The organism is Terrimonas rubra (assembly GCF_042686025.1).
Taxonomy (GTDB): domain Bacteria; phylum Bacteroidota; class Bacteroidia; order Chitinophagales; family Chitinophagaceae; genus Terrimonas; species Terrimonas rubra.
The window spans coordinates 1,667,631-1,693,359 of sequence record NZ_JBHUOZ010000003.1 but is presented as its reverse complement, the minus strand read 5'-3'; the positions used below and the strand labels follow the sequence as shown (position 1 = coordinate 1,693,359).

Genomic DNA, 25,729 nt, shown 5'->3' with positions numbered 1-25,729 from the left:
AAGTTAATCTTTCCAGCGCCAGTCACCTGCAATCTGTAAGGCTTCTTTCAGGTTGTTTTTAATCAGCATGGCTTTGATCTCCATATCGGTCTGGCGTTTTACCGGTATAAGTTCTGCATCGGCCAGACCGTAGGTTAACATGGCATTGTAACGAACGGTGTTCTGCATACCTTTTTCATCTACCAGGTCAAAATCATCGCAATCCGCATGGTAACAGCGCCCGCTGTTATTAGGCAGCTTACCGCCGCCTGCCCCGCCGGTTGCTACACCTTGCAACATAAAGGGCTGGTGATCGCTATGCAGGCCAACACCGGAGCGGAATGTATTTTTAAAGGCTGTATCAATATGCTGTGCAATAGCGCCAATGCTTTCAAATAAGGCTTTGGTCTCTTCACGACTGCTGGAATAACCGGTGGGATCGTTGGTCATATCATAATTAAGCATATACCTTACCTGGTTTATGCTTTTATCTTTTAAAGCCTGCGCCACATAATGTTTGGAGCCTAACAGGCCCTGCTCCTCGCCCATAAACAATACAAACTCCACTGTGCGGGCCGGTTGTAATTGCAGGGCTTTAAAAGTGCGTGCCATATCAATTACCGAAAACGATCCAATGCCGTTATCAATAGCACCGGTGGCCAGGTCCCAGCTATCCAGGTGACCACCTACCACAATTTTTTCGTTGGGTAATGTCTTACCTTTTAAAGTGGCAATTACATTACGGGCTTTTATTTTACCGGAGAAATTGGTCAGGGTGATCTGCGCCGTCTGGTCAGAGGTTTTTAATTGTTCTTTAATGGCAAAGCCATCCTCCTTACCAATACATACGGCGGGTATGGGAATTAATTTACCGGTTACCGATGCGGTGCCCGTTAATAACACACCATTATCCACGGTGTTGAAAATAATAATACCGGTAGCGCCATACTTTATGGCAAGAGCCGTTTTTTCGGACCGGTGCAGGTTTTTTAATCCTTCCTTTGAGCCTGGTAATATGCCTAAGTAAACCAATGCAATTTTACCTTTTACTTTATTCACGTCGGCTTTATAATCCTCTTCCAGGCCATTACCCATATCTACAAGTGTACCGGTGATATTGGCTTTTACCGGTGCATGGGCCAGCGATACTGCTTTTACAGGGGCCAGGTTATTGGGATTAACACCCACTTTTACGGCAATGGTACCACGGCTCCAGCTTTCTACTTCAAAAGTCTGGAAACGTACATCGGTAAAACCATAACTCTTTAACAGGTCAAAAGCCTGCTGCTCGGCTTTGGCGCCATTGGTGCTGCCGGTTAACCGGTGACCGATGGTAGATGTTGACAGTTTAAGATTGGCGTATGCCTGGGAGTTATTCAACACTTCCTGGTTGATATTGTTGAACACCTGTGGCCAGCTGGCCGGATTTTGCGCCAGGATACTATTACTGCCCATTAAAAGCAACAAAGCCGCTGCTAAACTTTTTACCTTATTCATATATTCAGTATTATATATTCTTTTTCAGACTTCCGTAAAAATAAGGGATAGTTTTATGTTGTTCCCGGCTGTATTGCCAGTGGCATCGCCTGTTGCGTCGCACACTTCAGCTGTATAACGCTGGTCAGCAGCAACCGGTCATGTACACTACCTCTCATCCTTATTGCAAAGAACCCCGAATATAAGCATAAAAAGCTTGCCATATGCATTGGCTGTCACCTGTTGATAACCGTATTGTATACCATGGTATACATTTTTATACAATGGCCTGTATCCTTAATTCCACAATGGTTTTTTACCACTGGGTTTAATGCCGCCTTTCGGTTTGCTGGATACTTTTATGTTTTGCCTGGGATCGGCCTTGGCCGTGAATTTTGAAAATTCACTTACCGGTATATCATTCGGATCAACCGTATGTTCATGGTGTTCGTTAGATAATAATGTGTCCACAGGTACTGCCACAGGGGGCTGGTTTATTTCCAGTGGCTGCGATATAATGAGTTTGTCAGTTGAAACCGCTTGTTGCGTGGATCTTTTTGACGTGGATTTTCTGGCGGTTTTTTTCTTTGGCGCTGCTTTTTTTGTTGTTTTTGTAGCTGCCGCTTTTTTCTTCGGACCTGCTTTTTTTACGGCTGTTTTTTTTGTCGCCGTTTTTTTTACTGCTTTTTTGGGAGCGGCCTTTTTAGTCGCTTTTTTAGGAGTAGCTTTTGCGGCTGTTTTTTTAGCGGCGGCTTTCTTTTTTGGGGCTGCTTTTTTTGCAGCAGATTTTTTGGTAGCTGTTTTTTTCGCTGCTTTTTTAGGAGCGGCTTTCTTTTTAGGTGCAGGTACTTTAGCGCCCTTTTCCCTTGCTTCGGATAAACCGATAGCTACCGCTTGTTTAGGATTGGTTACTTTTTTACCGGATTGCCCGCTGGTTAACTTACCCTTTTTCATTTTACGCATTGCCGAGGCAACTGTTTGCTGTGCTTTTTTTGAATACTTGGCCATAATCATATAGTTTAAAAATGATTCAATACAAAGTACAGTGGCTTATGGTGGTAGGTTTTCAAAAACCATACCATTGCGTTAATTATAGGAATTCATACCCGGGTAATGATATAAACCACCTGCCTGTTGGGCCGAACGGTTAATGATGATAATGCCGGCAATTACCAGTATCATTAAGAGTACCAGCTCGAGATAAGTTTGAATACGGGAACTGTTGATGATATAATGCGAGCTTTTACCCAGCAAATCGGCTTCCGTTGCCTGCAGGTTACTTAACTTTTTTAAAACCTCCTGCGAATGAATAAAGTGTTGTTGCAGGGTGGCCTGGTCATAATGATTGGAATCGGCATTGACCAGGTAGCCTGCCTCGGTAATATTGTATTGCAGTAAACTGTTTTTAAAATGCCGCCAGTAGTTTTCTTCAGCGGGTGTTAAATAAGTATTTTCATAGGCTTTGATAATAGCCGATACATCCTTATTATGCGCGGCAATGGCCGCTGCTTTCTCCGACTGCGGAATACCGGGCTGTTGCAACAACAGTTTTTTCTGGTACAGGTGATCGTGCAACTGGTAAATATAACCGGATGGCATGATCCTGTCCTTATAAATGGAAGAGAAATTTTTACTGAGGTTGGTATAGTTGCGCCAGTTAGAAAAATTATTCAGCATAATGGCTACCACCAGTACAATAAAGATGAGCAGCGCTTTTTGCTGCGGTTTGAGTTTTGTTTTCAGGTTCATATAACAAGTTAAAAATGGACAGCAGTTGTTTGCTAATGAAAGCTTGCCGGGTGAGGGATAGCAGCGGAAAGCCCGCAGCCGTGAGGTACGAGCGGCGAGGACTTGCAGCGTATAGCCCGACCCGGTGTAAGCAAGGGGTTCTGCAGCCCGGGCATGGCGAACACCGGGGCACCCCATCAGCATAACAAACAAAAGGTCAACAATCGTTAACCTGTAAGATAGTTACTGAAAGCCAAAAAGAAAAGGTAAAATTATTGTAAGGCTACTGACCAGGTACGTTCAAAACCGGCCTGTGGTGCCAGGGATTGTATGCCTTCTTTATTGGTTAGCTGCTGGCTGGCCTGTACACTATCCGCTATACCACACCAGGGTTCTATACAAATAAAATCGGCTCCTTTGGCTGCCCATAGTCCCAGGTAATCAAAGCCCGGGAAACTGAAGGTGAGCGCCTTATTGGTTTTGTTACTGGCCAGGGTGACCCTGTTGGAACGTAAATGTTTTAGCACCAGCGCATCTTTGGCAAATAACTCCTTGGTAACGGGCAACAGGTTGTTGTGGTCCAGTAAAGGAAGCGGCTCCTGTTCTATCAATCCGTCAGGCGAAATGGGCCAGCGGCCGGCAGTTTCTTCCTGGTCAAATTTCAGAAAGTAATCATGATAAGCCGTATCAGTTGTCATAGGCAGTTTAAAAGCCGGGTGACCACCTACCGAGAAATACAGTGTATCCGTACCGGTATTGATTACATGATAGGTTACGTACAGACTGTTGTGTTGTAAACGATAGCTGATGCTGAATTGAAAGTGAAAAGGATAAACCGCATGTGTGGCGGCATCGTCCGTTAGCTGCAGGGTAATACTTTCGGCATCCTGTTGGGTAACCGTAAAGTTTTTATCGCGGGCAAAACCATGGCGGGGCAACTGATAAGCTTTATCCTGGTAATAATAGGTATTATTTTTCAGTGTGCCCACAATGGGAAAAAGTACCGGGGAATGTTTGGCCCAGGCCTCCCCTGCCGGCCACATATAATCATCGCCCGTGGCTAATAAAATTAAACTGCTGAGTTCTGCACCCTTGCTTAAAATAGTTGCCTGTAGTATGCCATTGCTGATCGTGTACATACTGCAATTTATTTATTTTTCAGCACCAGTAACCAACCTTTGTTTTTTTGTACCGGAATTTTATCGCCGGGTGTAAATGTACGTGCAGGCTGGAAGTTGGCTACAGCCGGCGCTTCAATAACAGCGTTGGCGGCATTAATGCCTAATGCTTCCCAGTTGATCTGTAGTTGTACTTCAGTATCCTCAGCAGCCCAGCTGGCAATGGAAATAAGGGCGGTGCCGTTTTTTTTGTACACGGTAGCCAGTACCTTATCATTGTTTGTTTTAACGGGGCAGTTGGGGCTCCAGTAGCCGATCATATCCGTTTGCTGTATGCCAAAATCGTCCCATACTTTCCAGATCGGGCGTGGGTCGGCATTGGCGCTCCAGGGTAAGCGGTTGGTAATGCCATAGATCATACCACGCCAGGGATTACCACCACCTTCCAGCATTTCGCCCATTAAGCCAAAGGGAATACCGCTGACCTCTGTCAGGTAAAAATCGGGATTGTTTTTTTCATAATCGAAGTACTCGCCAAACCATAAACGGTTGATATAGGGAAAGTGCTCCATGTACAGGTTAGCGCTGTTATTAAAGCCATCACTTTTATTGTACTGGTTGGCGGAGTGCAGGTCAATGATGCCGGGTTTGTTATTTTGTGTCAGCACCCTTTTAATACGTTTCATGGTAGTACGGTCAAAAGCCACATCATCCAGGTAAATGCCGTCTATACCTACTTTTTGTGTAAGCCAGTTCATACCTTCCACATAGTAGTTATGCCAGCGACTCATACCGCTGTTGATGATGGCAGCATCTTTTATTTCGGGTACAAACCAGGCGGCAATATAATCGTCCTTTACATGCTCCTGTAACCAGCTAAAACCACCGCCTTTACCGGGCGAATATATTTCGTGGCCCAGGCTGCGCAGCGGGAAGGTTTCATAAGCTTTATTGGATAACTCCCTTACCGTGTTGTATATTTTTACTTTTAGTCCTTTCTGGTGTGCCTCATCAATATAGGCTTTCATTTTTTTCCATTCAATAAAGGGATAGTTGATCCAGGGATTAATGGCATTGGCATGGTGAATATTCACCACGGTTGCACCGGCAGCTTTAATGGTATCTATTTCTTTGTAGCGGTGGTAATACCTGTCGGCCCACTGCTGCTGCGTATTTAAAGGGTGGAAAGGGGTAAGTAATAAAGTAAAGTTGTAATAGAGTACTTCGCCTTTTTTCATGTTACGTTCACCACTGTAGGCATTTACCAGTACCGAACTGCCTTTTTTAAAAATGTCGATACCGCCCTTGTTGCTGTTGCCCCAGGATGTGGGTAATAACAAAGGTTTTTGCAGGTAAAAATTAGTATTCAGCGGGCGTACATAGTGCTCGTCACGTAAAGAAAATTGCAGGCCTATATTTACATCGCCCAGCCAGGCGCCATCCTGGTTTTTGTTGGCTACATCCCATTTCCATAATACGGAGTCGGGACGGTTACCGCCTTTCAACCCAAGGCCCATTACATATTTAGCATGTTGTGGCGCTACGGGAATATGAAAGTTGATATCGCTGAGGGTAATATCTTCCAGTGCTGTTAATTTAACCTGGTAGTTTAAAAAGCCGTCAAATTCCAGGCTGCCGTTTACCTGCATGTTCAGGTTAGGTGCAGTGCTGGTAGCATGCCAGCTAACTGTGCCGGGTTGGCGGTTGGTAAACTGTAATCCCTGTTGCTGCCAGTTTATTTTTTGTTTACCGGCGGTAAAATGAAAATGCATAGGCTCGGCCAACAGGTTGTAAGCCTCTTTCCCTATGCTGGTCATTTCCGGGGTAAAAAAGCTTTGTACCTGTGCAGGGAAGCCATCTTTGGCAATCAGTAATTTTCTGCCTAATAAAGAGATGGTGGTATCTGTTACCTGTAAAGGTGTATAAGGCGCAATCACGGTGTTCTCCTGTGCCAGTGTGGAGTTTAACCAGTGTAGTCTTGTTTGTTTTTCCGGCTGGCCAATACCGCCTTCCGTTGCGGTATTGTTACTTACCTGTAATTGTATACGAATGGTGGTAGCTGCCTGTCCCGCCACGGTTATGGTAGCCGTGCCGTTGTATACACCGGCGCTGATGTTTTGCGGTACCTGTACCATACACCACAAAGGTTGAATAAAGCCGGCAGGCACATCCACCTGTTTGGTCAGTGGTTCGGCTTTATAATTGGTACCATCGGTATTTAAACAGCTCATGTTACTGCTCCTGATCAGCTGACCGGTTGCCGATTTAAGATCGGAAAACTGTACCTGTACTTTCTGCAGGTTGATCTGCGCCCAGATGCCTAACTGGTAACTATACCATTCGCCTTTATCGACCTTACCGGAAAAGCTGGTTTGTATGCCTTTTTGTGCCCAGCGATAAGGGATATTATCCTGCATTTTTATGGGGAACATCCTGTCCTCCGGGAAAACGATATACGCTTTGTTTTTGGCCATTGACTTTAGCCTGGCTGTTTCAGCGGCAGTAGCAATAAAGCTCATCGGGTAAAAGCTGTTGAACGCATCGATGGACTGGTAGGCGGTTACACTTGCCATGGCCGGTTTTGTAGCAGCGCTGGCTGTGCTTTGCCAGCTACCGGTAGTTGTAACCGGTTTTAAGTATACTCCTTTGGGATAGTTGGAACGGCCTTCGTTTTTATAGGGCAGGTAATACACAAAATATTTCCCCGCACCGTGTAGGGGCTCAAATAACAGTTCGCCTTTTTCTGCATTAATATGTAACGGCAATATATTTTGTACCAGGGTATTGTTTTTTTCACTCACCACAATGATCCTTTTTTTACCCGGATCTTTATCGGACCTCCGCCATGGAATGGATACTCTGGCCACCTGACGGTTTACCTTGAATTGATCAGCGGTTAACAGTATCACAAAACGGTGATTACCCAGGCTGTCAGGATCCCAGCCGTTATTACCATTCTGGTAGGCTATGTTTTGTGCCCGGCTGTGCGTATTGCCGGTAAGCAAAAAAACGATAAGGGCGAGAAAAGAAACAAACTGTCTCATGCTGTTAATATATTAATCGAGTGCTGTAAAATCAATAACTGGTGCAGTTTTCGATGGTGTGAAGTTGTGGACCCCATCTACCTGCATAGTACTGTTAAAAAAGCCGCAGTTGCGCATAAAGGGCATATTATTCTCTACCCCGCCATCATAATCAAGCCGGTATTTTTTGCGGCCGGTATTATCTACCGTTACTTTTACTTTATCCACTGCTTTCCACTCGCCGGTTGCCGTACGCATCCATTGGTTATGGTAGTAAGCTTTACGGCTGATATTGCCGGTAGCAGGATTAAAGTTTTCGAGGAAGGAATGAAAACGTGTTAAATAAGTACTGGTTTTTGGACGGCTGAAGCTGGCAATTAAACGCCATTTACCTTCTTCCGGTGCAAAGAAATGAGCGGTGTAATTGGTATAGTTATTTGCAGCAGGAACGCCATGTAATAAGAATTTATAGGTATTGCCGGCCTTCCAGTTAAAGCGTAAAAAGCTTTGTCCGCCTGAACCTTCATTACCAAATTCGCCTGTGTTCACCTCTTTTCCTTTTTTTAACAACAGTATTTTATGATCGTCGGGTATTTCTTTAGGGTTATCGGTACTGAAAGGGCTCCATACAGAGAACAATACCCTTCTTTCAGTGGCAGCGTTTACCTGCATACCAAAATAACCTTCGCCAAAACCATTGGCCATATAGTAAGAGCCGATCACATCATTATCCTTGGGTACAGTGATCTCGCTGTAATACCATTCAATGTTTTTTTCTTTGTTAAGATCATAATTCAGGTGTACCGAAGGGCCACGGCGACCCCAGTAAAAGAAATTGCCTTCGTTGTTTTTTACATATTGGGTATTGGTGTCCACAGCCGTGCCTTTTATTTTAAGGGCCGTTACCGTTGCAAACTGGCTGCCCGTTTTCTGAACGCCTTTGCAATTGATCTGTACATAACCGGCCCCAGCAATCTGCCATTCACCGGCCTCAAAACTTTGTTCACCATCGCCGGTCAGCTTTACTTTTTTTGCTTTGCCGTTGATGCTTATTTCAACCGTGGCATTATTACCCCCGGCGTTGGCTACTATTGCTACCTGTAAACTGCCGGGTTTATCCAGCTTTACAAATGTGCTGAACACCGCTTCGCTGTTTTGCCAGTTACGCCAGCCATCGTTACGTACTTCTTCCTTACTTTGTCCGGGCTTTGTTACCCAGGAGTTGCCACCAACCGGTACGGTTTGCCAGTCATCAGCCATGGCGTATACCGGAGAGGGATCGTTAACGGGTGTGTCGGTAAAATTATTTTTAACGCCGGACATCATCAAACCCAGGCCTACTACGCCTAACAGACTTACTATTTTCATTTGAAAAATTTATGATACTTTATAATACAGGCAGGTAAAATGGTCGCATTATGAATGCTGGCCCTGTGAAGTTAGTATTATGTAGTATAGATAAATCATGCAAACGATTCGCCTATTTTTGGGGATAGTATACAGTATAGAGTATATAGTATTTAGATAGGTCCCCCGGAATAGGGATAGTCAATGCCTGATCTCTAAAATTTAGTGCCGGTAGTATGTATATAGTATGGAGTAATAGTATTCAGACAGAACTCCGGAACCAGCTTTGTTAATGTCTGATATCTCAAATCTCATATCTAAATACTATTATCTAAATACTATCATCTGAATACTAATATCTGATAGCTGAATACTAATGTCTAATACTGAAACCATATCTCCGTTGCGCCGTATCCATAATTGGGATGGTACTGGTTAACAAAGGATTTTACTTCTTTTTTCAAACGCAGGCTTTCGTGGATATCATTCCGTAAACGTCCCTCGCCTACTCCATGGATAATGATGAGTGAAGGCTGGCGGTGGGCCACGGCCAGGTCGTAGTATTTTTCAAAAGTCTGTAGCTGGAGGGTGAGTATCTCAAAATTGCTCATCTTTTTCCAGTTATCCGTCAGCTTTTCAATATGCAGGTCCACCAGGCTGCGGGCCGGCTCTAAATATTCCCGGGCCTCGCTGGCTTTATACACTTTATACCCTTTGGCCGTTAGTTTTTCCAGGCCCAGGCTATCAACCAGGTCCTCGGTTTTATCGGGGTAGGTTTCAAACAGGATGTGCGAGAACATGGCCTCATTGTTCTGCCTGATCTTTTCAATGGCATTGAACAATTGTTTGGGCTTTAGTTTTACCTGTGTTTCGTAATAAGGGGCTTTATTTTTTTGTTCTACCACAAGACTGAACTGGAAGTTAAATACCGGGCTGTCGTTCAGGTCCGAAAAAGGAATATCATGCAGGTAAAAATCCTGGAAGGGCTGGATATTATTCTTTAACTCAAAATCCTTCTCCCCTAAAAAGAATAACTGGTAGTAAAAGTTAAAAGCTGTTTTGGTACGGTTGATCACATGGATTTTCAGGGATTCCACTATATCGTCCCCAAATTCATCAGTGGTCAGAATGGGAATAAAACTCAGCCATACCCCATCCTCTTTACGGTCAGCCAGGCTTACCCTTTTTTCCTTGGGCAGGTCCTCCAGTTGTTTTTTAACCGGTATATTCTGTATTTTTTTTTGGGTAAAGCGTTTAAAATAAGGGAAATCTATCTGGTCTAGATATACCGGGAAACGTACGCCACGTATCTCTACCAGCACCATTTTATCATTAATAAACTCCACCACTTTCCCTTCTTCGTCGGTCTGCAGCACAATGATCGTATCGCCAATCTGATATTTCATAAATAAGTAAAAATTGAAGAGGAATTACCTCTTTTTGGCTGCAAAGGTAAAACAAAGAATTTGGTAATTAGCCAATTTGGAAATTTGGTAATGTTGTTCCCATTGGAAAAAATGTGAAAATATGGGCTATGATCTGATAGCCAAATGGGAACCTCCCAACCGGTAATGATCAGTATGCGAATACATTCGTATGTATAATCAGTCTACAGAAAAGAATCATGAATAGTAAAGCTGTTCAAATCTTACTTCTGACTTCTTAAATCTGACTTTATTTCTCTTTCGCTAACTTGCTGTTCCTGTAACCATAAAAGAAATAAATAGCCAGGCCCAGGCCCATCCATATAAAGAACCATTGCCAGCTTACGGCCGGAATTTCTATCATCAGGTACATACAGGTAAGTACCCCCATAATGGGTATCAGTGAGTATTTGCGTATAAAAGTGAGTATGCTGAATATGGCGGCAAAGAGAATAAATACCAGGAATAGTATTTTCTGGTAGCTCTCATGACCAATATTTACCACGGCATCATTGATCCTGTCCCAAAAGAAATAGCAGAATATTGCCAGTAAAACCGGTACAATAAATTGCCCGTTGATATAAGGCAGGTTAAACTTGCCGGGTTCTTTGGGGCGCGGTGGCAATAACAGCACACCACCTGATACCAGTACAAAGGCAAATAAGGTACCGATGCTGGTAAGGTCAGTTACCAGGTCGCCTTCCAGGAACAAAGCACCAATGCCTACCAGGATGCCGGTTACAATAGTGGCAAAGGAAGGGGTCTGGAATTTAGGATGTACTTTCTGGAATTTCTTGGGTAATAATCCATCCCGGCTCATGGCCATCCAGATACGTGGCTGACCTATCTGGAATACCAGTAATACCGATGTGGTGGCTACTACGGCGCTGATGGATATAATGGTTTCGATCCAGGGCGCTCTTTCTTTAAATACAAAGGCCAGCGGATCATTCACGCCATCAAACTTGGAATAGTTCTCAATGCCCGTTAATACCAGGGCAATTAAAATGTAAAGGCCGGTACAGATCAGTAAGGAGTAGATCATACCTCTCGGCATATCCCGCTGCGGGTTCTTACATTCTTCGGCGGTGGTACTGATGGCATCAAAGCCAATATAGGCATAAAACACGGCTGATACTCCTTTTAAAACGCCTTCAAAACCGTTGGGCATAAATGGCCGCCAGTTATTGGTATCCACAAAAAAAGCGCCCGCTACAATCACAAATATGATCACAGCAATCTTGAAGATCACCATATAATTGGCGGAATTTTTACTTTCTTTAATACCAATGTAAGCCACCCAGGTAATGAGGGCTACAATAATAAAGGCCGGCAGGTTAAAGAATATGCGGTAGCCTGCTACCATTGGTGCACTGTTATAGGCCTCAATGGCAAACTGGTAGCTTTTTATTTTCTCCGGATCGGTCACCAGGCCAGTGGCCATTTCGGTGGTTGCCGTATTAAATGCATGTACGGCGGTGCCGGGGTCAACCAGCATCCAGTCCGGCAGGTGAATATTAAATAAATGGACCAGTAAATTATTAAAATAACTGCTCCATGATATGGCCACTACAATATTACCAATGGCATATTCCAGTATCAGGGCCCAGCCAATGATCCAGGCTATGAGCTCACCAAATGTTACATAGGAATAAGTATAGGCACTACCCGCTACCGGTACCCGGCTGGCAAACTCGGCATAACAAAGGGCCGAAAAACCACAGGTAATGGCGGTAATAATAAATAATACCGATACACCGGGGCCGCCGTCAAAAGCAGCTCCGCCAATGGTAGAAAAAATACCGGCGCCCACAACGGCTGCTATGCCCAAAAAAGTAAGGTCGCGTACACCCAGTACTTTCTTTAACCCGCCACCATGATGATCGGACTGGCCTGCCTCATACTCTGCCTTAATTTTATCGATACTCTTTTTACGAAATAGCGGGTTTGCCATTAGTTGTGGTTTATAATTAAGCAGGTAAAGTAAGGAAAAAAATAAAAAGTATAGTAAAAAAGTTAGAATCGTCCCGAACGCATGGGTATTCTTCTTGTAGGTTAATGATCTCATGATCAGTCAGGTCTCGGGGCTGTCAGCTGCAGTACTACTATCAGCTTCAGTTCCGGCTGTACGCTTGTAGTGGCCGGCCAAGCCCTACTCTACCCTGCGCTTCACCGGCCAGCTACCGCTTCCATCCGGCAGCCTTTGGGCAGTGGGTTCCCTGTTTGGTCCTGATAGCATGAGGGCTAATGTAAAAGACATGGATCACCCTTTGGAATACTTACGCCAGTTAAGCGACAGGTTTTTGTTTTGTCCTGATAAAATCAGGACTGATTTAAAAGACACGAGTCTCCCTTCGGAAGACTCGCGCCAGTTAAGTCAGTTAATCATGATATAATCAGGGTTAATTTAAAAGGCATGGATTTCCCTTTGAAAGACTTACGCCAGTTAAGCGACAGATTGTTGTTTTATCCTGATAAAATCAGGACTGATTTAAAAGACACGAGTCTCCCTTCGGAAGACTCGCGCCAGTTAGATTTATTTCAAACCAATAATTTTTATAAAATAATATTTCTCCTGGTGGGTATACCCGTTAATAAGACTTTTCAGGGTAAACGTAAGATAATATTGGCCATGAATTTCCCCGTCATAAACAACCGTACCTTCCTCACTTGTTGTGGAAAAATATATCCGGTTGGCTACTATTTCATACAGACCCACTGATGGATTCTCCTGCTTTAAATGAAACCACTTTTTCAGGTCATGGGCATTACCTCTCGAGGTTACGCTTAACACTTTTCCGTCCGGGTAAAACCGTAAAAAATTATAGGTGGTGTCATTATTAAGTGAGTCTATTTCACTTACCGTTTGGTAAAGACCATCAAATCTTACTGCCGGTTTTGTTTGGCTAAATAAATTTTTCGCAGGTATGAATAGTATGACAACTATCAAAAATCTTGCAATCAGCATCATAATAAATAATTTTTTGGTGTGTACAGGCAATATCTTTTAACTGCTTCAACTCCGCATATAAACGTTAAAGAACGGTATTATTCCGGTTGTTTATCCGAAAAAATGGCTTTAAACGTCCCGTTCGGCTGTACCGAGGTAAAGCCTGCTGGTTTCCCATCCTTCATGTGAAAGGTGATCTTATAACCTTGTTTTCCTTTAACAGTAAAAACATTTTCTGCAAGCCATTCAAGTTCATCATCCTGCTCTCCCTGCACTTTGGCCCATAACTGAGCATTACGTATCTCCAGTACGATGGGAATATTATAGGTTTCTAAAATATATACTCCGGCATACTGATCCAGTTTTACCGGTGCCGGAACTGCGTTTTCCTTCATGGCTAATATATCCAGTTTTCTCTGCACCACTGCATCCGGTTTAACCAGTAAAGCCTTTTTATAGTAGCCAATGGCACTCAGGGTATCTTTCCTGTTTAAAAAATAACCGGCATAGGCATCATAAGCACTAACATTTTCCGGGTACCATTCCAGGTTTAACTTAAATAATGCATCTGCTTTGGTATACTGTTTTTTCACCAGCGCATCGTAAGCCAGGTAATTGACAAAGGTTTCCGGCGCTGCATTTTTATAGCCCATTTTAGCCGATACCTTGGCATAATGTGATTGTAGTCTTTTAGCAATTGCTGCTGTAGTATCTGCAAAATCCTTTTCGCCGGCATCTAAAAAATAATAATCAAAAATAAAACGTAAGCCATCATATATACTTAACAGGGGTACGGTATTATGTCTTTCTTTTTCATAATACTCTTGCCTGTACTGCAGGCCGTTTGTATTGGCAGTTAAAAATGTACCGAGTTTTACAATAGAACGTATATGTGCTGTTTCGCCGGATTTATCTTTCTTTAGCCCGGTCATCGTCATTCCCGCAGGCATGGTATTCGCTATCCCAATAAATAACCGTTCACCGTTCATTTTTTGTTGTGGTAACCGGGTAATAACATTATTCAAGAACCATTCGTTATCAAACCACATACTCGGGTCAATAGCAATATATGCATTAAACAGTCCGGGCGATGTGGTAAGCATATCAATGGCTGTAAGTCCGCCCAGTGAATGTCCTGCCAGTAACTTGTAAGGGGCAACAGGATAATGTTTATTTATATAGGGAATAAGCTCAGCAGATAAGAAGTCCGCAAACGGATTCACTTTTTTTGTGTCTTTTGATGGTACAAGGTCTCTGAACCGGCTGGTGTTTTCAATGCCTACTACGATCATTTCCGGTACTACCCCGTTGCCATTAGCCTGGCTAAGCTGCTGAATAATACCTGTAGTGGCAAAAAAATGAGCTTCGCCATCCAGTACATACAATACCGGGTATTTTTTACCGGGAGTTATAACCGGGGATGTCATACCGGGTGTATAGATCCAGACTGTCCTGTTTTCCCCCAGGGCTTTGGAATAAATAACCTCTTTTTTACCAATGGTAATGTTTTCATTATGCTGGGCATGTATGCAGCAACTCAGCAATAATACAGCAGTTGTTATGAAAATTGTTTTCATAAAAGAATTAGTTTTTACCATCCTCTACATATTCAAGAATATCGGCCGGTTGGCAGTCCAGGGCTTTACAGATGGCATCCAGCGTACTGAAGCGAATGGCTTTTGCTTTTCCTGTTTTTAAAATAGAGAGATTGGAAAGTGTGAGTCCCACTTTTTCTGACAGCTCATTCAGCGATATTTTCCGCTTTGCCATCATTACATCTAAGTTTACAATGATCGGCATAGTTTATACGGTTAAATCGTTTTCTTCCTGTAATTCGATACCTTTTTTAAAAATGGTGGCAATTATATAGATCACCGCTCCCATTACAATAAAAGCCTGGCTGTCATCCAAAAACTGGTTTAAGCCAGTAGTTGTATAACCCCGGTGCACCAGGTTATTAGTCCACTGCCTTGCAATATAACTAAGCAGTCCAATAACCAGGGTAAAATAACTGATGCGTAAAATTTGTGCGGATACAAAACGGGTGAATGGTTGTGAAAGTTTCATGGTGTGCATCAACCTGATAACGATATAAAACATGACGGCTTTTAATACCGCATTTGTTATAATAAAACTATAAATGCCATAAAAAGCGAGTTGGTTGCGATTATACATTTCAGATAAGTCAAGTTTCTGGTACAGGTTATGGACCATTTCGGGATTATACAGGCTGAAAAAGAAGTTCACCAGTAAACCACCTGCTTCTATAGACAGGCCAACAAAAATGAGCCAGACTATGACATATAAACCCCAGTATATGAAGTTGTTAGTTTTTGAATGCATAAGTTTATTTAATTAGATACGGCAAAAGTAATAAATATTTATTGATAAACAATAAATATAGGCCTTTATTCAGAAAATATTGTTTGAATATTAAAATTAGGGAGTATTATTTAAGAGACTATTGTCTTGTGTGATTGTATTAAATTCTTCTTTATTGGTGAGGGTTAATGGTTCCTTCCTGATATAATCAGGACAGGTTTAAAAGACACGAGTCTCCCTTCGGAAGACTCGCGCCAGATAAATTTATGTATTTTGTTTTCCTTAAGATTTAGTAATCAATTGGGAGGTTAGTTTTGCTAATACTCTTACTTTATTCCATTCTTCATTTGAAAAATCCTCTTCACCGATATTCCTTAAACACCACTGTACCTTATTATTGAGTCTTAACACCGATACAATGGAACCAGTTGATAACATATTGTTTTCGATAAGTTGTGAAAGTAATAAAAAACCATTTTCAAATTCAGAAATAACGTCTTCGCCAATATCATATACAAATGCTGGTAGCGTCTTTTCCAGATCTTCTATAGATGAACCCAGGAGGTCTAAACTTCTTATAAGAATATCAAGTTGTTGTTGGTGTTCCATTATTATAATTTTAGTTCTCTTGTATAAGAGTCTATCAATGAGATTACATATCTCTCAACATAATTATTAGGCATCATTACAGCCATACTCATATAAGCGCTTCGCAGTTTCTTCAATAGTGGGTGTATAATCTAAACTTGCTTTCCAATCTTCAACAAACTCTTTTGCTAAGAATACTTCTATCAAATAAAAGTATTTGCGTCCATTTTCTTCTCTTATTACACTATCATCTTCAGCATAGGCGAGAATAATATCAGAGTTAGCGTCATCCTGATACTCTTGAAAAATGATGGTATCCCTATCCACATGTTCAATATTCTTAATGAAATCGGTTAACTTCATATTCTTTTTTTATGAGATTTTTTTGACTATGTTTTACAGACTGCCTTTGCTGTTCAAAACTTGTAGTTTCGAACAATTATTTTATTGCCTTTGGCAATCGTTGGTTAAAGATTTCTTTTACCGCTTTCAATCGCAATAAATTCGGGTAAATAGTCGGGCGTACAACCTTTTGATACCATTTCACCTTTATAAAGACCGGTTTTTTCTCCAAGTGCAATACAACGATCCCGGTATTGCTTTTCATATACACCGATCCAGCCGGCAGTGAAATTCATAGCCCATTGCACTTCCGGCTCTTCTTTGCTGATTTTACTTTCAATGACCTTTAATAAGTGGCCGGTATTCTCGGGAGGTGTTTGCCCCATCCATCTCAATCTTGCCTGGTAATACCAGAAAATCCGTCTCTGAAGAGCAGAAGAGCTATTTTCCCAGGAATTGATCAGTGCAATTGTTTTTTTATCTTTTGTAAGCTGGTTGGCCATTAACCAGTCCGTTAACTGATTCCGTTCATCAAAAGGGTGAGACCGGATATCTTTGTCAAGTTGGTCAATAAATTCCTGCGAAAGCAATTTGCTGTCCATGATCAAAATAGATAACTGTCTTGGCAGGAACTTACCGGAACGCCATAATTCCATAGCGAGGTCATGATCTTTTTTTATTTCTTTCGCTATTGTCCGTAAATCTCCCAGTTTTGTTTTATCATTTATGCTATGCAGGATATGTGCAGCTTTTGAAGAAGTTTTCATATTCTGTATTGTGGGATTATTGATGTATTGTTTTCAGTGATATTCTTATTATTTATCCACTATTGTTTTCAAAATATCATTTAACTTAATCACGTCCTCAGTATACCTTGGGTATTTTTCAATATTTCTTACACTATGGTTTTCTTTATTTACAATGCCCACTCCTTCCTGCTTAAAAAACGGCCCACTGGTCTTTAACCCGTTTAGTATACAATCCGCAATATAGCCAGCTTTATCTTCAAATTTTGGAATTGTCTTTAATTGATTGGTAATAAGCTCAAGTGCTGCTGCAAATTGATGAACTTCGACTCCTGTCATCGGTAATAATAAAAGGAACAGATAGCTATCTGTTTTTAATGCTAAAAGCTCTTCCCAGGTAAGAAACCATGCTTCAAAATGTCCTCCCAGATTGCCGATGTATAGGTCATTAATAAAAAATACAACTTCGTATTTTTGAAATTCGAAATGGAAGGAAATACTTTCATCAATTTCCCCTCTGACAAATCGTATAGCCTCCTCGCTCTCATTTTCCGGAAAAAATTCCTGCTCCCATTTATATAGCTCTTCACGATCTATATCAATAACTTCAAGTACTTCATCAATATTCAATTCATTTTTATCATCATAGCCCCTGAACCAGCAGATATAAGCATACCAAAAAAATGAATTGTCTGTCAGTTCTTCTTTTGTAATTTGTCGGATCATTTTTCAAGATTGCGTATAAAATTATATCCAGCTACCAGCTATTCGAAACTTGTAGTTTTGAATCATTATTTTATTGCCTTTGGCAATTCGGTATAAAATATAATGCTTAAATTATAGCAGCAATATGTCGCCAAAGGCGACAGAATAATATTACGAAGCTATAAGCTTCGTACAGCAAATAATGTTATGAAGCTTATAAAGCACCATTAACTATGAACTATTAACCATGAACTCTCCCCCTACACATCCCGCTTCACCAGGTACTCCGCCAACTGTAACAATGGCTGCTTACGTGCCGATAATACCGCAATTTCTTCCAGGTAGTTGAAAGCTTTGTCCAGGTAAGTGTTTTTTAATTGCAGGGCCCAGTCGTCCACTTTACAATCGCGGTACAACTGTAATACTTTGGCAACTTTGTTCGGATAATTATTGTTGAGTTGTTCTTCCAGTTGCAGTTTTTGTTCGGCATTGGCAGTTTCCAATGCATGAATGAGCAGGAAGGTTTTTTTGTTGGCAAGAATATCACCTCCTACCTGCTTGCCAAATTTCTCCGGGTCGCCAAAAGCATCCAGGTAATCATCCTGTACCTGGAAAGCCAGGCCCAGGTTTAACCCGAACTGGTAAATATTATCCTGGTTACGCTGGCTGGCGCCGCCAATGATGGCGCCCAGTTTCAGACTGGCAGCAATTAACACCGATGTTTTCAGCTCGATCATCTTTAAATAATCGTCCTGGGAGACATTGTCCTGTTTTTCAAAGTCCATATCCATCTGCTGCCCCTCACAAACCTGGCGGGCCGTGGTATTGAATAAATGCAGCAATTGCGTAAGGTAGGGCGATTGTACCGATGACAGGTGCTCATAAGCCCTTACCAGCATTACATCGCCACAAAGAATGGCGGTGCTGTTATCGTATTTGGTATGGATGGTCTGCATACCCCGACGTAATGGCGCATTGTCCATGATATCGTCGTGTATCAGGGTAAAGTTGTGGAATAGCTCAATGGCGGTGGCAATTTCATAGGCTTCGGGTTTAAGATCATCAAACAGTTCATTGCCCATTAAACAGAGCACGGGACGCACCCGCTTACCGCCAATTTGTAAAAAATACTCATTGGGTTGGTACAGGGTGGCCGGTGTGGCCGGGAACTGCGGCTGGTTAAATGTTTTTGCAAATTGCTGGGATAAATGCTCAAAGGAGTTCATGCCGTAAAAATAAGGTCTATCGTTATCGTTTCGTCTTTTTTGTTTTTTGTTTTTTCGGTGCTGCTGCTTCCGCATCTGCATCCACTACCCAGTCGTAATCCAGCTGGCGTTTTTCCAGGTTGGCGGCCAGTACTTTTATCGTTACTTTATCACCCATCCTGAATTTCTTACCGCTGCGCATGCCTACCAGGCAGTATTCGCTTTCAACATGACGGAACTCATCATAATCCATCAGGTTGTTCACACTTACCAGCCCTTCGCATTTATGCTCTACCGTTTCTACCCAGAAGCCGAATGCGGCTACACCACTGATAACGCCTTCAAACTCATGCCCCACAAATTGCTGCATATACTGCACCTGTTTGTATTTATTGGCCGTACGCTCTGCATCCATGGCGGCTTTTTCCCGGTCACTGCAGTGTTTGCATTTCTCTTCCATGCGTTTGTCCACCAGGGTCTTGCCATCCAGTACTTCCTGTAATATGCGGTGTACCATAATATCCGGGTACCGGCGTATGGGCGAGGTAAAATGACAGTAATATTCAAAACCCAGGCCATAGTGCCCGATGTTTTCACTGGTATATTTGGCTTTGGCCATGGTACGGATGCCCAGTTGCTCCAGCACATGTTGTTCCGGTTTACCATGCACATCTTTTAACAGTTGGTTAAATGAGCTGGCAATTGCTTCCGGCGAGGAGTTGTCGAACTTATGGCCGAATTTATTGGCAAAGGCTATAAAGGGCAATAGTTTTTCTTCATCAGGAGTATCATGCACGCGGTAAGGGAATGGTAAAGGTTTACCCTTTACCTGTATTTTGGCAACATTCTGCGCCACGTATTTATTGGCCAGCAGCATAAATTCTTCAATCAGCTGGTGGGCCTCCTTGCTTTCTTTTACTACAATACCAATAGGATTACCGGCTTCGTCCAGTTTAAAACGTACTTCCTGGGAAGAGAAGTTAATGGCGCCTTTGTCAAACCTTTGTTTGCGTAATTTTTGTGCAATACTATTTAAAATCTTGATCACTTCGGCATGATCGCCTTCGCCGGTCTCAATGATCTCCTGTGCTTCCTCGTAGGTAAAACGACGGTCAGAATGTATCACGGTACGGCCCAGCCAGTATTGTTTTACATCGCCCCGTGCATTTACCTGGAAGATGGCGGAGAAGGTGAGTTTATCTTCATTGGGTCTTAAAGAACAAAGCACATTGGAAATATGTTCCGGCAACATGGGATTCACCCTGTCGGGCAGGTAAACCGATGTGGCTTTGCCATAGGCCGCTTTGTCTAGGGCATTCTCCGGCTCTACATAATGGCTTACGTCAGCAATATGTACCCCGATCTCGTAACTGCCGTTCTTTAATATGCGGAAGGAAATGGCGTCGTCAAAGTCTTTGGCATCTACCGGGTCAATGGTAAAGGTGAGAATATCGCGTACATCTTTACGGCGGCTTATTTCATCATTGGAAATAGTATCGGGAATACGGGCAGCTACTTCCAGTGCATCATCGGGGAAGGATAAAGGAAAGCCGGCATCCAGCAGTATCTCCTTCATGGCCACGTCATTCATATTTTCCTCGCCCAGTACATTTACCACTTCACCCACCGGGCGTTTATCGCCCTGCTCCCATTTTACCAGCCTTACCACTACTTTGTCGCCGTTTTTAGCGTTATTGATATGGTTTAAAGGAATATAAAAATCAGGTGTGGGTTTATCGCCATCCACTATTACAAAGGCAAAGCCGTCATTCATCTCCAGCTTGCCGATAAAGTCGGTACGTTTACGTTCTAAAACGGTTTTTACTTCGGCCTGAGGCCTGCGCCCGCCGCCGGCTTTTATTTTTACTAAAACGGTATCACCATGCATGGCCGTATTAAAGTCATGCGGGCGTATAATAAGGTCAGTTTCCTGGTCAGGAACAATAATAAAGCCCATGCCCGAACGGGTAATGTCCAGTGTGCCTTTTACCGTACCGGCGCTGCCGCCTGCTTCGTGTCTTCTTTTGGTGCTCTTCTTCTGCGAATGCTTCTTCCCCATAGTTTATATAATTGGTTTAACTGTGCTTACAAATTGCAGAACTGCCTGGTCAAATATTTCGCCTTCATTAAAGAGGAAATGGTGTTCAATAGGAATTACATACACAGGATCATCGTGCATGTCCGATTGAAATTTTGATAACCTAACAGCATCTTTTTCAGTTGTTAAGATAATTTTATTTTCGTTGTCAATGGTGTTAAATTTTTTGCGTATCTCTTTCAGGTCATCAATATTAAAAATATGATGATCCGGGTATTGCAATAACTGGTAGGAAGCTGTGTGCTTTTCCAGCAGTTGTTTCAGGTGTGCCGGGTTGGCAATACCGGTTACCAGCAATACTTCCATATCCATGGTAATGTTAACGATCTCCCTGGTAAAAAGATGGTAGGCCTTGCCATATCTGGTAGTAGTGAAAAATACCTGCTGGTGTGGTAATGGCTTTATTTCGGCTATGATCTTATTTTTTTCAGCTGCTGTGAGTGCCGGATCGCATTTGGTTACTACAATAATATCGGCTCTTTTGTATGATGATTTCAGGTCACGCAGATCACCGGTGGGTAAATAAAAGTCCCTGGTAAATAAATTACTGCTGTCGGTGAGTAAAATGTTTAACCCTGCCTGTACCGCACGGTGCTGTAAGGCATCATCCAGGATAATGACATTGGTTTCCGGTTTGTCCTGTAATAATAAGGGAATGGCCACTACCCTTTCCTCACCCACGGCTACGGGAACGTCCGGAAATTTGATATGGAATTGCATGGGTTCGTCACCAATATCAAGGGCGGTAGTAGTATCCCCGGCCAGTACATATCCTTTTGTACGCCGTTTATAACCACGGCTTAAGGTTGCCGGTTTAAACCTGTTTTCCAATAAACGCAGGAGGTATTCCACCATGGGCGATTTTCCTGTGCCCCCTACGGCCAGGTTACCCACACAGATAATGGGTAAGGCAAAGCCGGTGGATTTGTAGATTTTTTTGTTGTACAGCCAGTTACGGATGGTAATGACCAGCCAGTAAACCAGGGCTACCGGTAATAACAAAATACGGAAAGAACGTAAGAAAAAATTAGAAAACATATGTGTTATGCGGTGTGATACAATAACTTAAAGGTACATCAAAATTATTGCGGTCGGTTATTTCCTTAACCGGTTCAAAATAACTGATGCCTATTTTAATGATATCGGGGCGGCAATTGGCCAGGTATTTATCATAAAAACCTTTGCCATATCCCACCCTGTAACCTTTTGTATCAAACGTTAATAAGGGTATAAAAATAAGTTCCGGCTGTTCCGGTGCAATTGTTATGCCGCCAACGGGCTCAGGAATATTCCATTCATTTTTCTCAAAAAAAACGGTTTCATCCGTTAATACAGCTTCCATTTCCTGTGCAGGTACATTACTCCTGGGGTAAGCGATCTGCAACTCCGGTATCATGTATTGCAGGTAATCCACCATCAGGTCGGTAGGCGGTTCATTGTTCTCGTCAATGGCCGCATAGGCTAAAATGGTCTGAAGCGGCGGCAAGGGAATGTTTTGAAACTGGATCAGCAGCAGATCGTCCAGCTTGTTTTTTTCAGCTGCGGTTAATGCTTTTCTTTTCTGGCGGTATATGGCGCGGAGTTCTTTTTTTAACATGAGGAGTGGTTAATGGTTCATACTGGAGAATTATGAATTATGAACGATGAGTTATGAATGACAAAGGACTTGTTAACTTACTATCTACTGACTTTCGGTATCCCCGTCTTTCTCTATTCTGGCTTTCTACTGTTCAATAGCCTTACCGGACGTACAAGTGTGCGACGCAACGACTGATGAGCAAAGCGGTGCAGCTGGTAACAAAAAATTAAACGGTAAAAAAAGAAAAGATGGTGGTGCCGTAGTTCTTTTCCATTTTATAGCCTTCAAAAGTCTTATAATCGTTGCGGGGCGTATGTTCCAGCACAAATATACCGCCGGGTTTAAGCAATTTTTTTTCTATGATCTGTTTGGGTAATTCATCAATGGTGGTGAGTGCATACGGCGGGCCGGCAAAAATAAAGTCGTATTGCTCGGTGCATTGCTGTATGTACTTGAACACATCCATTTTAACAGGTTTAATGCCCGGAATGTTTAATTGTTCTATGGTTTTTTTGATAAAGGCGAACATGTTGTTATCCTTTTCTACCAGGGTAAGATCTTCTGCACCACGTGAAGCCAGTTCGTAGCTGATATTACCGGTGCCGCCAAAGAGGTCAAGGGTTTTAAGGCCTTCCATGTCCAGCTGGTGCTGCAGTACATTAAATAGTCCTTCCTTGGCAATATCGGTAGTAGGACGGGTATAAGGCATTTTGGAAGGCGGGTTAAACTTACGTCCGCCATACTCGCCGGCTATAATACGCATGTGGCCAATTGGTTTAAAGGAGTGAAAAAATGCGCGGGGTAATTTTCTTCCGTATCGCTGAATTGCCAGCCGTTAACCGCGGCAAAGTCGATATGGATGAAGTATTGGTACAGCTCTTTATACAGGGCCGATTCCTGCGTAATTAAACCGGAGAGAACCAGTTTTACTTTTTCCTGTTCCAGGTTGTATTGCTGGCAGCAGGATAATAGCTGCAGTAATACATCGGCCGGCGTTTTATAAGTATACGTTTGTGCCAGTAATAATTGCCCGTCGTTTTCGGCCACCACACTGAACTCAGTGCCACCAAAGTTTACCTGTAAACTGCCGTTGCCCGGCAGGTTGGTCAACTGGTGAATGCTTACCGTATGCTGATGCACATATTGCGCCTGCGGAAATTTGTTTTTAATGGCCAGGTAAATTTCCTCCGGTACGGCAAATACATTACAGATCTGCCAGCCGGCAATGCGGTCATTGGAAATAATATCAAAATTGCTTACCAGGTGAAGCTTTTTTAATAACTGCCCGCTCTCCTCTTCTTTATAAAATTTAAAGGGCACCAATATGTTCTGCGGAAAATTATAGGCAATTTTTACCTGCGAAAAACCGGTTGATAATTCGGGATAGGTATCAAAAAAATCAGCAATTGTTTTTTTGTCCACTACAGTGCCGGTATGCCAGGCCAGCGATTGCAGTACAGCCCCATCATGACCGGTAATGGAGAAACCTAAAAAAGTTTTGCCTACGCACAATGCCAGCGCCTGCTCTTTTACTGCTACTTCTTTATTGTTTTTTATGCTATATATCTGGTTCAAATCTGCTCGTTTTCAGCTGCAATGTTAACAAAAAATACCCATTAGGGCGGTACAAATAGTACAAATGGATACAATAATAAAACATGGGGAATGAATGCTTTGCCGTAGCTTTGTTGCCTTTTTTATGGCAGGCATAGCACCACATAACGATTTACGGGTAGGCACCAGCAACCGGCAGATATTAAAAATTGCCATGCCTATTTCGCTGGCCCTGCTGGTACCACAGATCAATTTTGTGGCCAATACCATTTTTTTGGGCGGCCTGGGCGAGCTGGAGCTGGGTGCTGCGGGCATTACCGGTGTGTATTACCTGGTGTTTGCCCTGGTAGGTAATGGCCTCAACAGTGGCCTGCAGGCACTGATTGCCCGCCGTGCCGGGGAAAACCGCCGTCATGATATTGGCCTGTTATTCTCCCAGTCTGTCTGGATTGCCCTGCTTTTTGCGGCTTTCAGTATTTTATTATGTTACCTGGCGGCACCCTATTTTTTTGGGGCGGTGATACAGAATGAGGCCATCCGTAAAGATGCTATTGAGTTCTCGCTGATCCGGATATTGGGTTTACCGTTTTTATACCTGTTCCAGATGTGTAATGCCATGCTGGTAGGTACCAATAACAGTAAGTACCTGAAGTATGCGTTTTTTGTAGAAGCGGTATTGAATATATTTTTAGATTATGCTTTAATATACGGCAGGTTTGGTTTTAATGCCATTGGGTTTAACGGGGCGGCCATAGCTTCTGTATGTGCCGAAATAACAGGACTTGCCATAGTACTGGGCCTTATACATTATAAAAAGTTTAACCGGCAGTTTAGCCTGTTCAGTTATTTAAAATTCAGACCGCAAACGGCAGGTTTAATTTTTAAACAATCATCTCCCTTGGTATTGCAGTTTGTATTAAGTGTAGGCGCCTGGTTATTGTTTTACCTGTTAATTGAAAAGCATGGTCCGCGGCCGCTGGCCATCAGTAACGCCATCCGGAATATGTTTGGCGTATTTGGCATTTTTATGTGGGCCTTTGCTAATACCAGTAATGCCATGGTGAGTAATATTATCGGGCAGGGAAAGAAGGAACTGGTATTGTATATTATCAGTAAGATTGCCCGCCTGAGTTTTAGTTTTACGCTGGTGATGTGTGTACTCATTAATATCTTCCCGCATCTTGTTTTATCCATTTACGGGCAGGGACCCGATTTTATAGCTGATGCCACACCGGTGTTACGGATCGTTTCTATCGGCTTATTGATGATGTCGGTGGGAACTGTCTGGCTAAATGGTGTTACCGGTACGGCCAATACAAAGGTGAACCTGGCAATTGAGTTGGTGACTATCGCTGTATATAGCTTATATATTTACCTGGTGTTACACGTGTATCACCTGTCGCTGGTATGGGCCTGGGGTTCGGAATTGTTATACTGGAGTTTATTATTTTTATTATCGTATATGTATTTGCGTAGTGGCAAGTGGAAGCATAAAGTGATTTAAGGTTATTGGAGGAAGTCAGGAAGTCAGTAAGACTGTAAGTT

Annotated in this window: 23 protein-coding genes; 1 reads left to right on the top strand and 22 read right to left on the bottom strand. The window is 42.7% G+C overall.

Annotated features, from left to right (window positions below; genetic code table 11):
* Positions 1-3: 3 nt before the first annotated feature.
* The 22 genes from ACFS6H_RS16275 to ACFS6H_RS16170 all read right to left on the bottom strand — a co-directional run bounded on the left by ACFS6H_RS16275 (position 4) and on the right by ACFS6H_RS16170 (position 24,205).
* The gene (locus ACFS6H_RS16275; RefSeq protein WP_386101285.1) at positions 4-1,476 is read right to left on the bottom strand and encodes a M28 family peptidase; all 1,473 of its coding nucleotides are present in this window, start codon (positions 1,474-1,476) and stop codon (positions 4-6) included.
* A gap of 276 nt (positions 1,477-1,752) precedes the next feature.
* Entirely contained in the window at positions 1,753-2,463 is a 711-nt protein-coding gene (locus ACFS6H_RS16270; protein ID WP_386101282.1) for a DUF6496 domain-containing protein, read from the bottom strand.
* Positions 2,464-2,541: 78 nt separating this feature from the next.
* Entirely contained in the window at positions 2,542-3,204 is a 663-nt protein-coding gene (locus ACFS6H_RS16265) for an MCP four helix bundle domain-containing protein (protein WP_386101279.1), read from the bottom strand.
* Between the two features lie 251 nt (positions 3,205-3,455).
* The gene (locus ACFS6H_RS16260) at positions 3,456-4,322 is read right to left on the bottom strand and encodes an aldose 1-epimerase family protein (protein ID WP_386101276.1); all 867 of its coding nucleotides are present in this window, start codon (positions 4,320-4,322) and stop codon (positions 3,456-3,458) included.
* An 8-nt stretch (positions 4,323-4,330) separates the two neighbouring features.
* Complete coding sequence (locus ACFS6H_RS16255; RefSeq protein WP_386101273.1) at positions 4,331-7,345, bottom strand: glycoside hydrolase domain-containing protein; 3,015 nt, start codon at positions 7,343-7,345, stop codon at positions 4,331-4,333.
* A 12-nt stretch (positions 7,346-7,357) separates the two neighbouring features.
* The gene (locus ACFS6H_RS16250; RefSeq protein ID WP_386101270.1) at positions 7,358-8,692 is read right to left on the bottom strand and encodes a DUF3472 domain-containing protein; all 1,335 of its coding nucleotides are present in this window, start codon (positions 8,690-8,692) and stop codon (positions 7,358-7,360) included.
* Between the two features lie 359 nt (positions 8,693-9,051).
* Positions 9,052-10,077 (bottom strand): Smr/MutS family protein, encoded by a 1,026-nt coding sequence (locus ACFS6H_RS16245; RefSeq protein WP_386101267.1) that lies wholly within the window; start codon positions 10,075-10,077, stop codon positions 9,052-9,054.
* A 268-nt stretch (positions 10,078-10,345) separates the two neighbouring features.
* Positions 10,346-12,049 carry an amino acid permease gene (locus ACFS6H_RS16240; RefSeq protein WP_386101264.1) on the bottom strand — a complete coding sequence of 568 codons (1,704 nt, stop codon included), beginning with the start codon at positions 12,047-12,049 and terminating at the stop codon, positions 10,346-10,348.
* A gap of 582 nt (positions 12,050-12,631) precedes the next feature.
* Entirely contained in the window at positions 12,632-13,066 is a 435-nt protein-coding gene (locus ACFS6H_RS16235) for a hypothetical protein (protein ID WP_386101261.1), read from the bottom strand.
* A 77-nt stretch (positions 13,067-13,143) separates the two neighbouring features.
* A complete protein-coding gene (locus ACFS6H_RS16230; protein ID WP_386101258.1) occupies positions 13,144-14,622 on the bottom strand; it encodes an alpha/beta hydrolase-fold protein in 1,479 nt (492 codons plus the stop codon).
* Positions 14,623-14,629: 7 nt separating this feature from the next.
* Positions 14,630-14,845: a helix-turn-helix domain-containing protein gene (locus ACFS6H_RS16225; protein ID WP_386101255.1), complete on the bottom strand. Its 216-nt coding sequence runs from the start codon at positions 14,843-14,845 to the stop codon at positions 14,630-14,632.
* A gap of 3 nt (positions 14,846-14,848) precedes the next feature.
* Complete coding sequence (locus ACFS6H_RS16220; protein ID WP_386101252.1) at positions 14,849-15,388, bottom strand: DUF2975 domain-containing protein; 540 nt, start codon at positions 15,386-15,388, stop codon at positions 14,849-14,851.
* Positions 15,389-15,649: 261 nt separating this feature from the next.
* Positions 15,650-15,976 carry a hypothetical protein gene (locus ACFS6H_RS16215; RefSeq protein WP_386101249.1) on the bottom strand — a complete coding sequence of 109 codons (327 nt, stop codon included), beginning with the start codon at positions 15,974-15,976 and terminating at the stop codon, positions 15,650-15,652.
* 66 nt (positions 15,977-16,042) lie between these two features.
* Positions 16,043-16,318, bottom strand: coding sequence for a hypothetical protein (locus ACFS6H_RS16210; RefSeq protein ID WP_386101246.1), 276 nt, complete (start codon positions 16,316-16,318; stop codon positions 16,043-16,045).
* A 104-nt stretch (positions 16,319-16,422) separates the two neighbouring features.
* The gene (locus ACFS6H_RS16205) at positions 16,423-17,064 is read right to left on the bottom strand and encodes a DNA alkylation repair protein (protein WP_386101243.1); all 642 of its coding nucleotides are present in this window, start codon (positions 17,062-17,064) and stop codon (positions 16,423-16,425) included.
* Positions 17,065-17,112: 48 nt separating this feature from the next.
* Positions 17,113-17,769, bottom strand: a complete 657-nt coding sequence (locus ACFS6H_RS16200; RefSeq protein ID WP_386101240.1) for an Imm19 family immunity protein — start codon at positions 17,767-17,769, stop codon at positions 17,113-17,115.
* Positions 17,770-18,008: 239 nt separating this feature from the next.
* The gene (locus ACFS6H_RS16195) at positions 18,009-18,974 is read right to left on the bottom strand and encodes a polyprenyl synthetase family protein (protein ID WP_386101237.1); all 966 of its coding nucleotides are present in this window, start codon (positions 18,972-18,974) and stop codon (positions 18,009-18,011) included.
* A 22-nt stretch (positions 18,975-18,996) separates the two neighbouring features.
* Positions 18,997-21,012, bottom strand: a complete 2,016-nt coding sequence (gene rnr, locus ACFS6H_RS16190; RefSeq protein WP_386101234.1) for a ribonuclease R — start codon at positions 21,010-21,012, stop codon at positions 18,997-18,999.
* A gap of 3 nt (positions 21,013-21,015) precedes the next feature.
* Positions 21,016-22,089, bottom strand: coding sequence for a tetraacyldisaccharide 4'-kinase (lpxK, locus tag ACFS6H_RS16185; protein ID WP_386101231.1), 1,074 nt, complete (start codon positions 22,087-22,089; stop codon positions 21,016-21,018).
* The gene (locus ACFS6H_RS16180) at positions 22,079-22,648 is read right to left on the bottom strand and encodes a 5-formyltetrahydrofolate cyclo-ligase (RefSeq protein ID WP_386101228.1); all 570 of its coding nucleotides are present in this window, start codon (positions 22,646-22,648) and stop codon (positions 22,079-22,081) included. Before ACFS6H_RS16180 ends, lpxK begins: the two co-directional genes overlap by 11 nt.
* Before the next feature lie 208 nt (positions 22,649-22,856).
* Positions 22,857-23,393 (bottom strand): RsmD family RNA methyltransferase, encoded by a 537-nt coding sequence (locus ACFS6H_RS16175; protein ID WP_386101225.1) that lies wholly within the window; start codon positions 23,391-23,393, stop codon positions 22,857-22,859.
* Positions 23,381-24,205 carry a DUF3822 family protein gene (locus tag ACFS6H_RS16170; RefSeq protein ID WP_386101222.1) on the bottom strand — a complete coding sequence of 275 codons (825 nt, stop codon included), beginning with the start codon at positions 24,203-24,205 and terminating at the stop codon, positions 23,381-23,383. Before ACFS6H_RS16170 ends, ACFS6H_RS16175 begins: the two co-directional genes overlap by 13 nt.
* Before the next feature lie 124 nt (positions 24,206-24,329).
* Between ACFS6H_RS16170 and ACFS6H_RS16165 the strand changes: the two genes are divergently transcribed.
* On the top strand, positions 24,330-25,688 hold the full coding sequence (locus ACFS6H_RS16165) for an MATE family efflux transporter (RefSeq protein ID WP_386101219.1): 1,359 nt from the start codon (positions 24,330-24,332) through the stop codon (positions 25,686-25,688).
* Positions 25,689-25,729: the final 41 nt, after the last annotated feature.

Excerpts from the sequence above, each read along its gene's own strand:
- ACFS6H_RS16275 (WP_386101285.1), bottom strand. The coding sequence starts at position 1,476 with ATGAATAAGGTAAAAAGTTTAGCAGCGGCTTTGTTGCTTTTAATGGGC.
- ACFS6H_RS16270 (WP_386101282.1), bottom strand. The coding sequence starts at position 2,463 with ATGGCCAAGTATTCAAAAAAAGCACAGCAAACAGTTGCCTCGGCAATG.
- ACFS6H_RS16265 (WP_386101279.1), bottom strand. The coding sequence starts at position 3,204 with ATGAACCTGAAAACAAAACTCAAACCGCAGCAAAAAGCGCTGCTCATC.
- ACFS6H_RS16260 (WP_386101276.1), bottom strand. The coding sequence starts at position 4,322 with ATGTACACGATCAGCAATGGCATACTACAGGCAACTATTTTAAGCAAG.
- ACFS6H_RS16255 (WP_386101273.1), bottom strand. The coding sequence starts at position 7,345 with ATGAGACAGTTTGTTTCTTTTCTCGCCCTTATCGTTTTTTTGCTTACC.
- ACFS6H_RS16250 (WP_386101270.1), bottom strand. The coding sequence starts at position 8,692 with ATGAAAATAGTAAGTCTGTTAGGCGTAGTAGGCCTGGGTTTGATGATG.
- ACFS6H_RS16245 (WP_386101267.1), bottom strand. The coding sequence starts at position 10,077 with ATGAAATATCAGATTGGCGATACGATCATTGTGCTGCAGACCGACGAA.
- ACFS6H_RS16240 (WP_386101264.1), bottom strand. The coding sequence starts at position 12,049 with ATGGCAAACCCGCTATTTCGTAAAAAGAGTATCGATAAAATTAAGGCA.
- ACFS6H_RS16235 (WP_386101261.1), bottom strand. The coding sequence starts at position 13,066 with ATGATGCTGATTGCAAGATTTTTGATAGTTGTCATACTATTCATACCT.
- ACFS6H_RS16230 (WP_386101258.1), bottom strand. The coding sequence starts at position 14,622 with ATGAAAACAATTTTCATAACAACTGCTGTATTATTGCTGAGTTGCTGC.
- ACFS6H_RS16225 (WP_386101255.1), bottom strand. The coding sequence starts at position 14,845 with ATGCCGATCATTGTAAACTTAGATGTAATGATGGCAAAGCGGAAAATA.
- ACFS6H_RS16220 (WP_386101252.1), bottom strand. The coding sequence starts at position 15,388 with ATGCATTCAAAAACTAACAACTTCATATACTGGGGTTTATATGTCATA.
- ACFS6H_RS16215 (WP_386101249.1), bottom strand. The coding sequence starts at position 15,976 with ATGGAACACCAACAACAACTTGATATTCTTATAAGAAGTTTAGACCTC.
- ACFS6H_RS16210 (WP_386101246.1), bottom strand. The coding sequence starts at position 16,318 with ATGAAGTTAACCGATTTCATTAAGAATATTGAACATGTGGATAGGGAT.
- ACFS6H_RS16205 (WP_386101243.1), bottom strand. The coding sequence starts at position 17,064 with ATGAAAACTTCTTCAAAAGCTGCACATATCCTGCATAGCATAAATGAT.
- ACFS6H_RS16200 (WP_386101240.1), bottom strand. The coding sequence starts at position 17,769 with ATGATCCGACAAATTACAAAAGAAGAACTGACAGACAATTCATTTTTT.
- ACFS6H_RS16195 (WP_386101237.1), bottom strand. The coding sequence starts at position 18,974 with ATGAACTCCTTTGAGCATTTATCCCAGCAATTTGCAAAAACATTTAAC.
- rnr (WP_386101234.1), bottom strand. The coding sequence starts at position 21,012 with ATGGGGAAGAAGCATTCGCAGAAGAAGAGCACCAAAAGAAGACACGAA.
- lpxK (WP_386101231.1), bottom strand. The coding sequence starts at position 22,089 with ATGTTTTCTAATTTTTTCTTACGTTCTTTCCGTATTTTGTTATTACCG.
- ACFS6H_RS16180 (WP_386101228.1), bottom strand. The coding sequence starts at position 22,648 with ATGTTAAAAAAAGAACTCCGCGCCATATACCGCCAGAAAAGAAAAGCA.
- ACFS6H_RS16175 (WP_386101225.1), bottom strand. The coding sequence starts at position 23,393 with ATGCGTATTATAGCCGGCGAGTATGGCGGACGTAAGTTTAACCCGCCT.
- ACFS6H_RS16165 (WP_386101219.1), top strand. The coding sequence starts at position 24,330 with ATGGCAGGCATAGCACCACATAACGATTTACGGGTAGGCACCAGCAAC.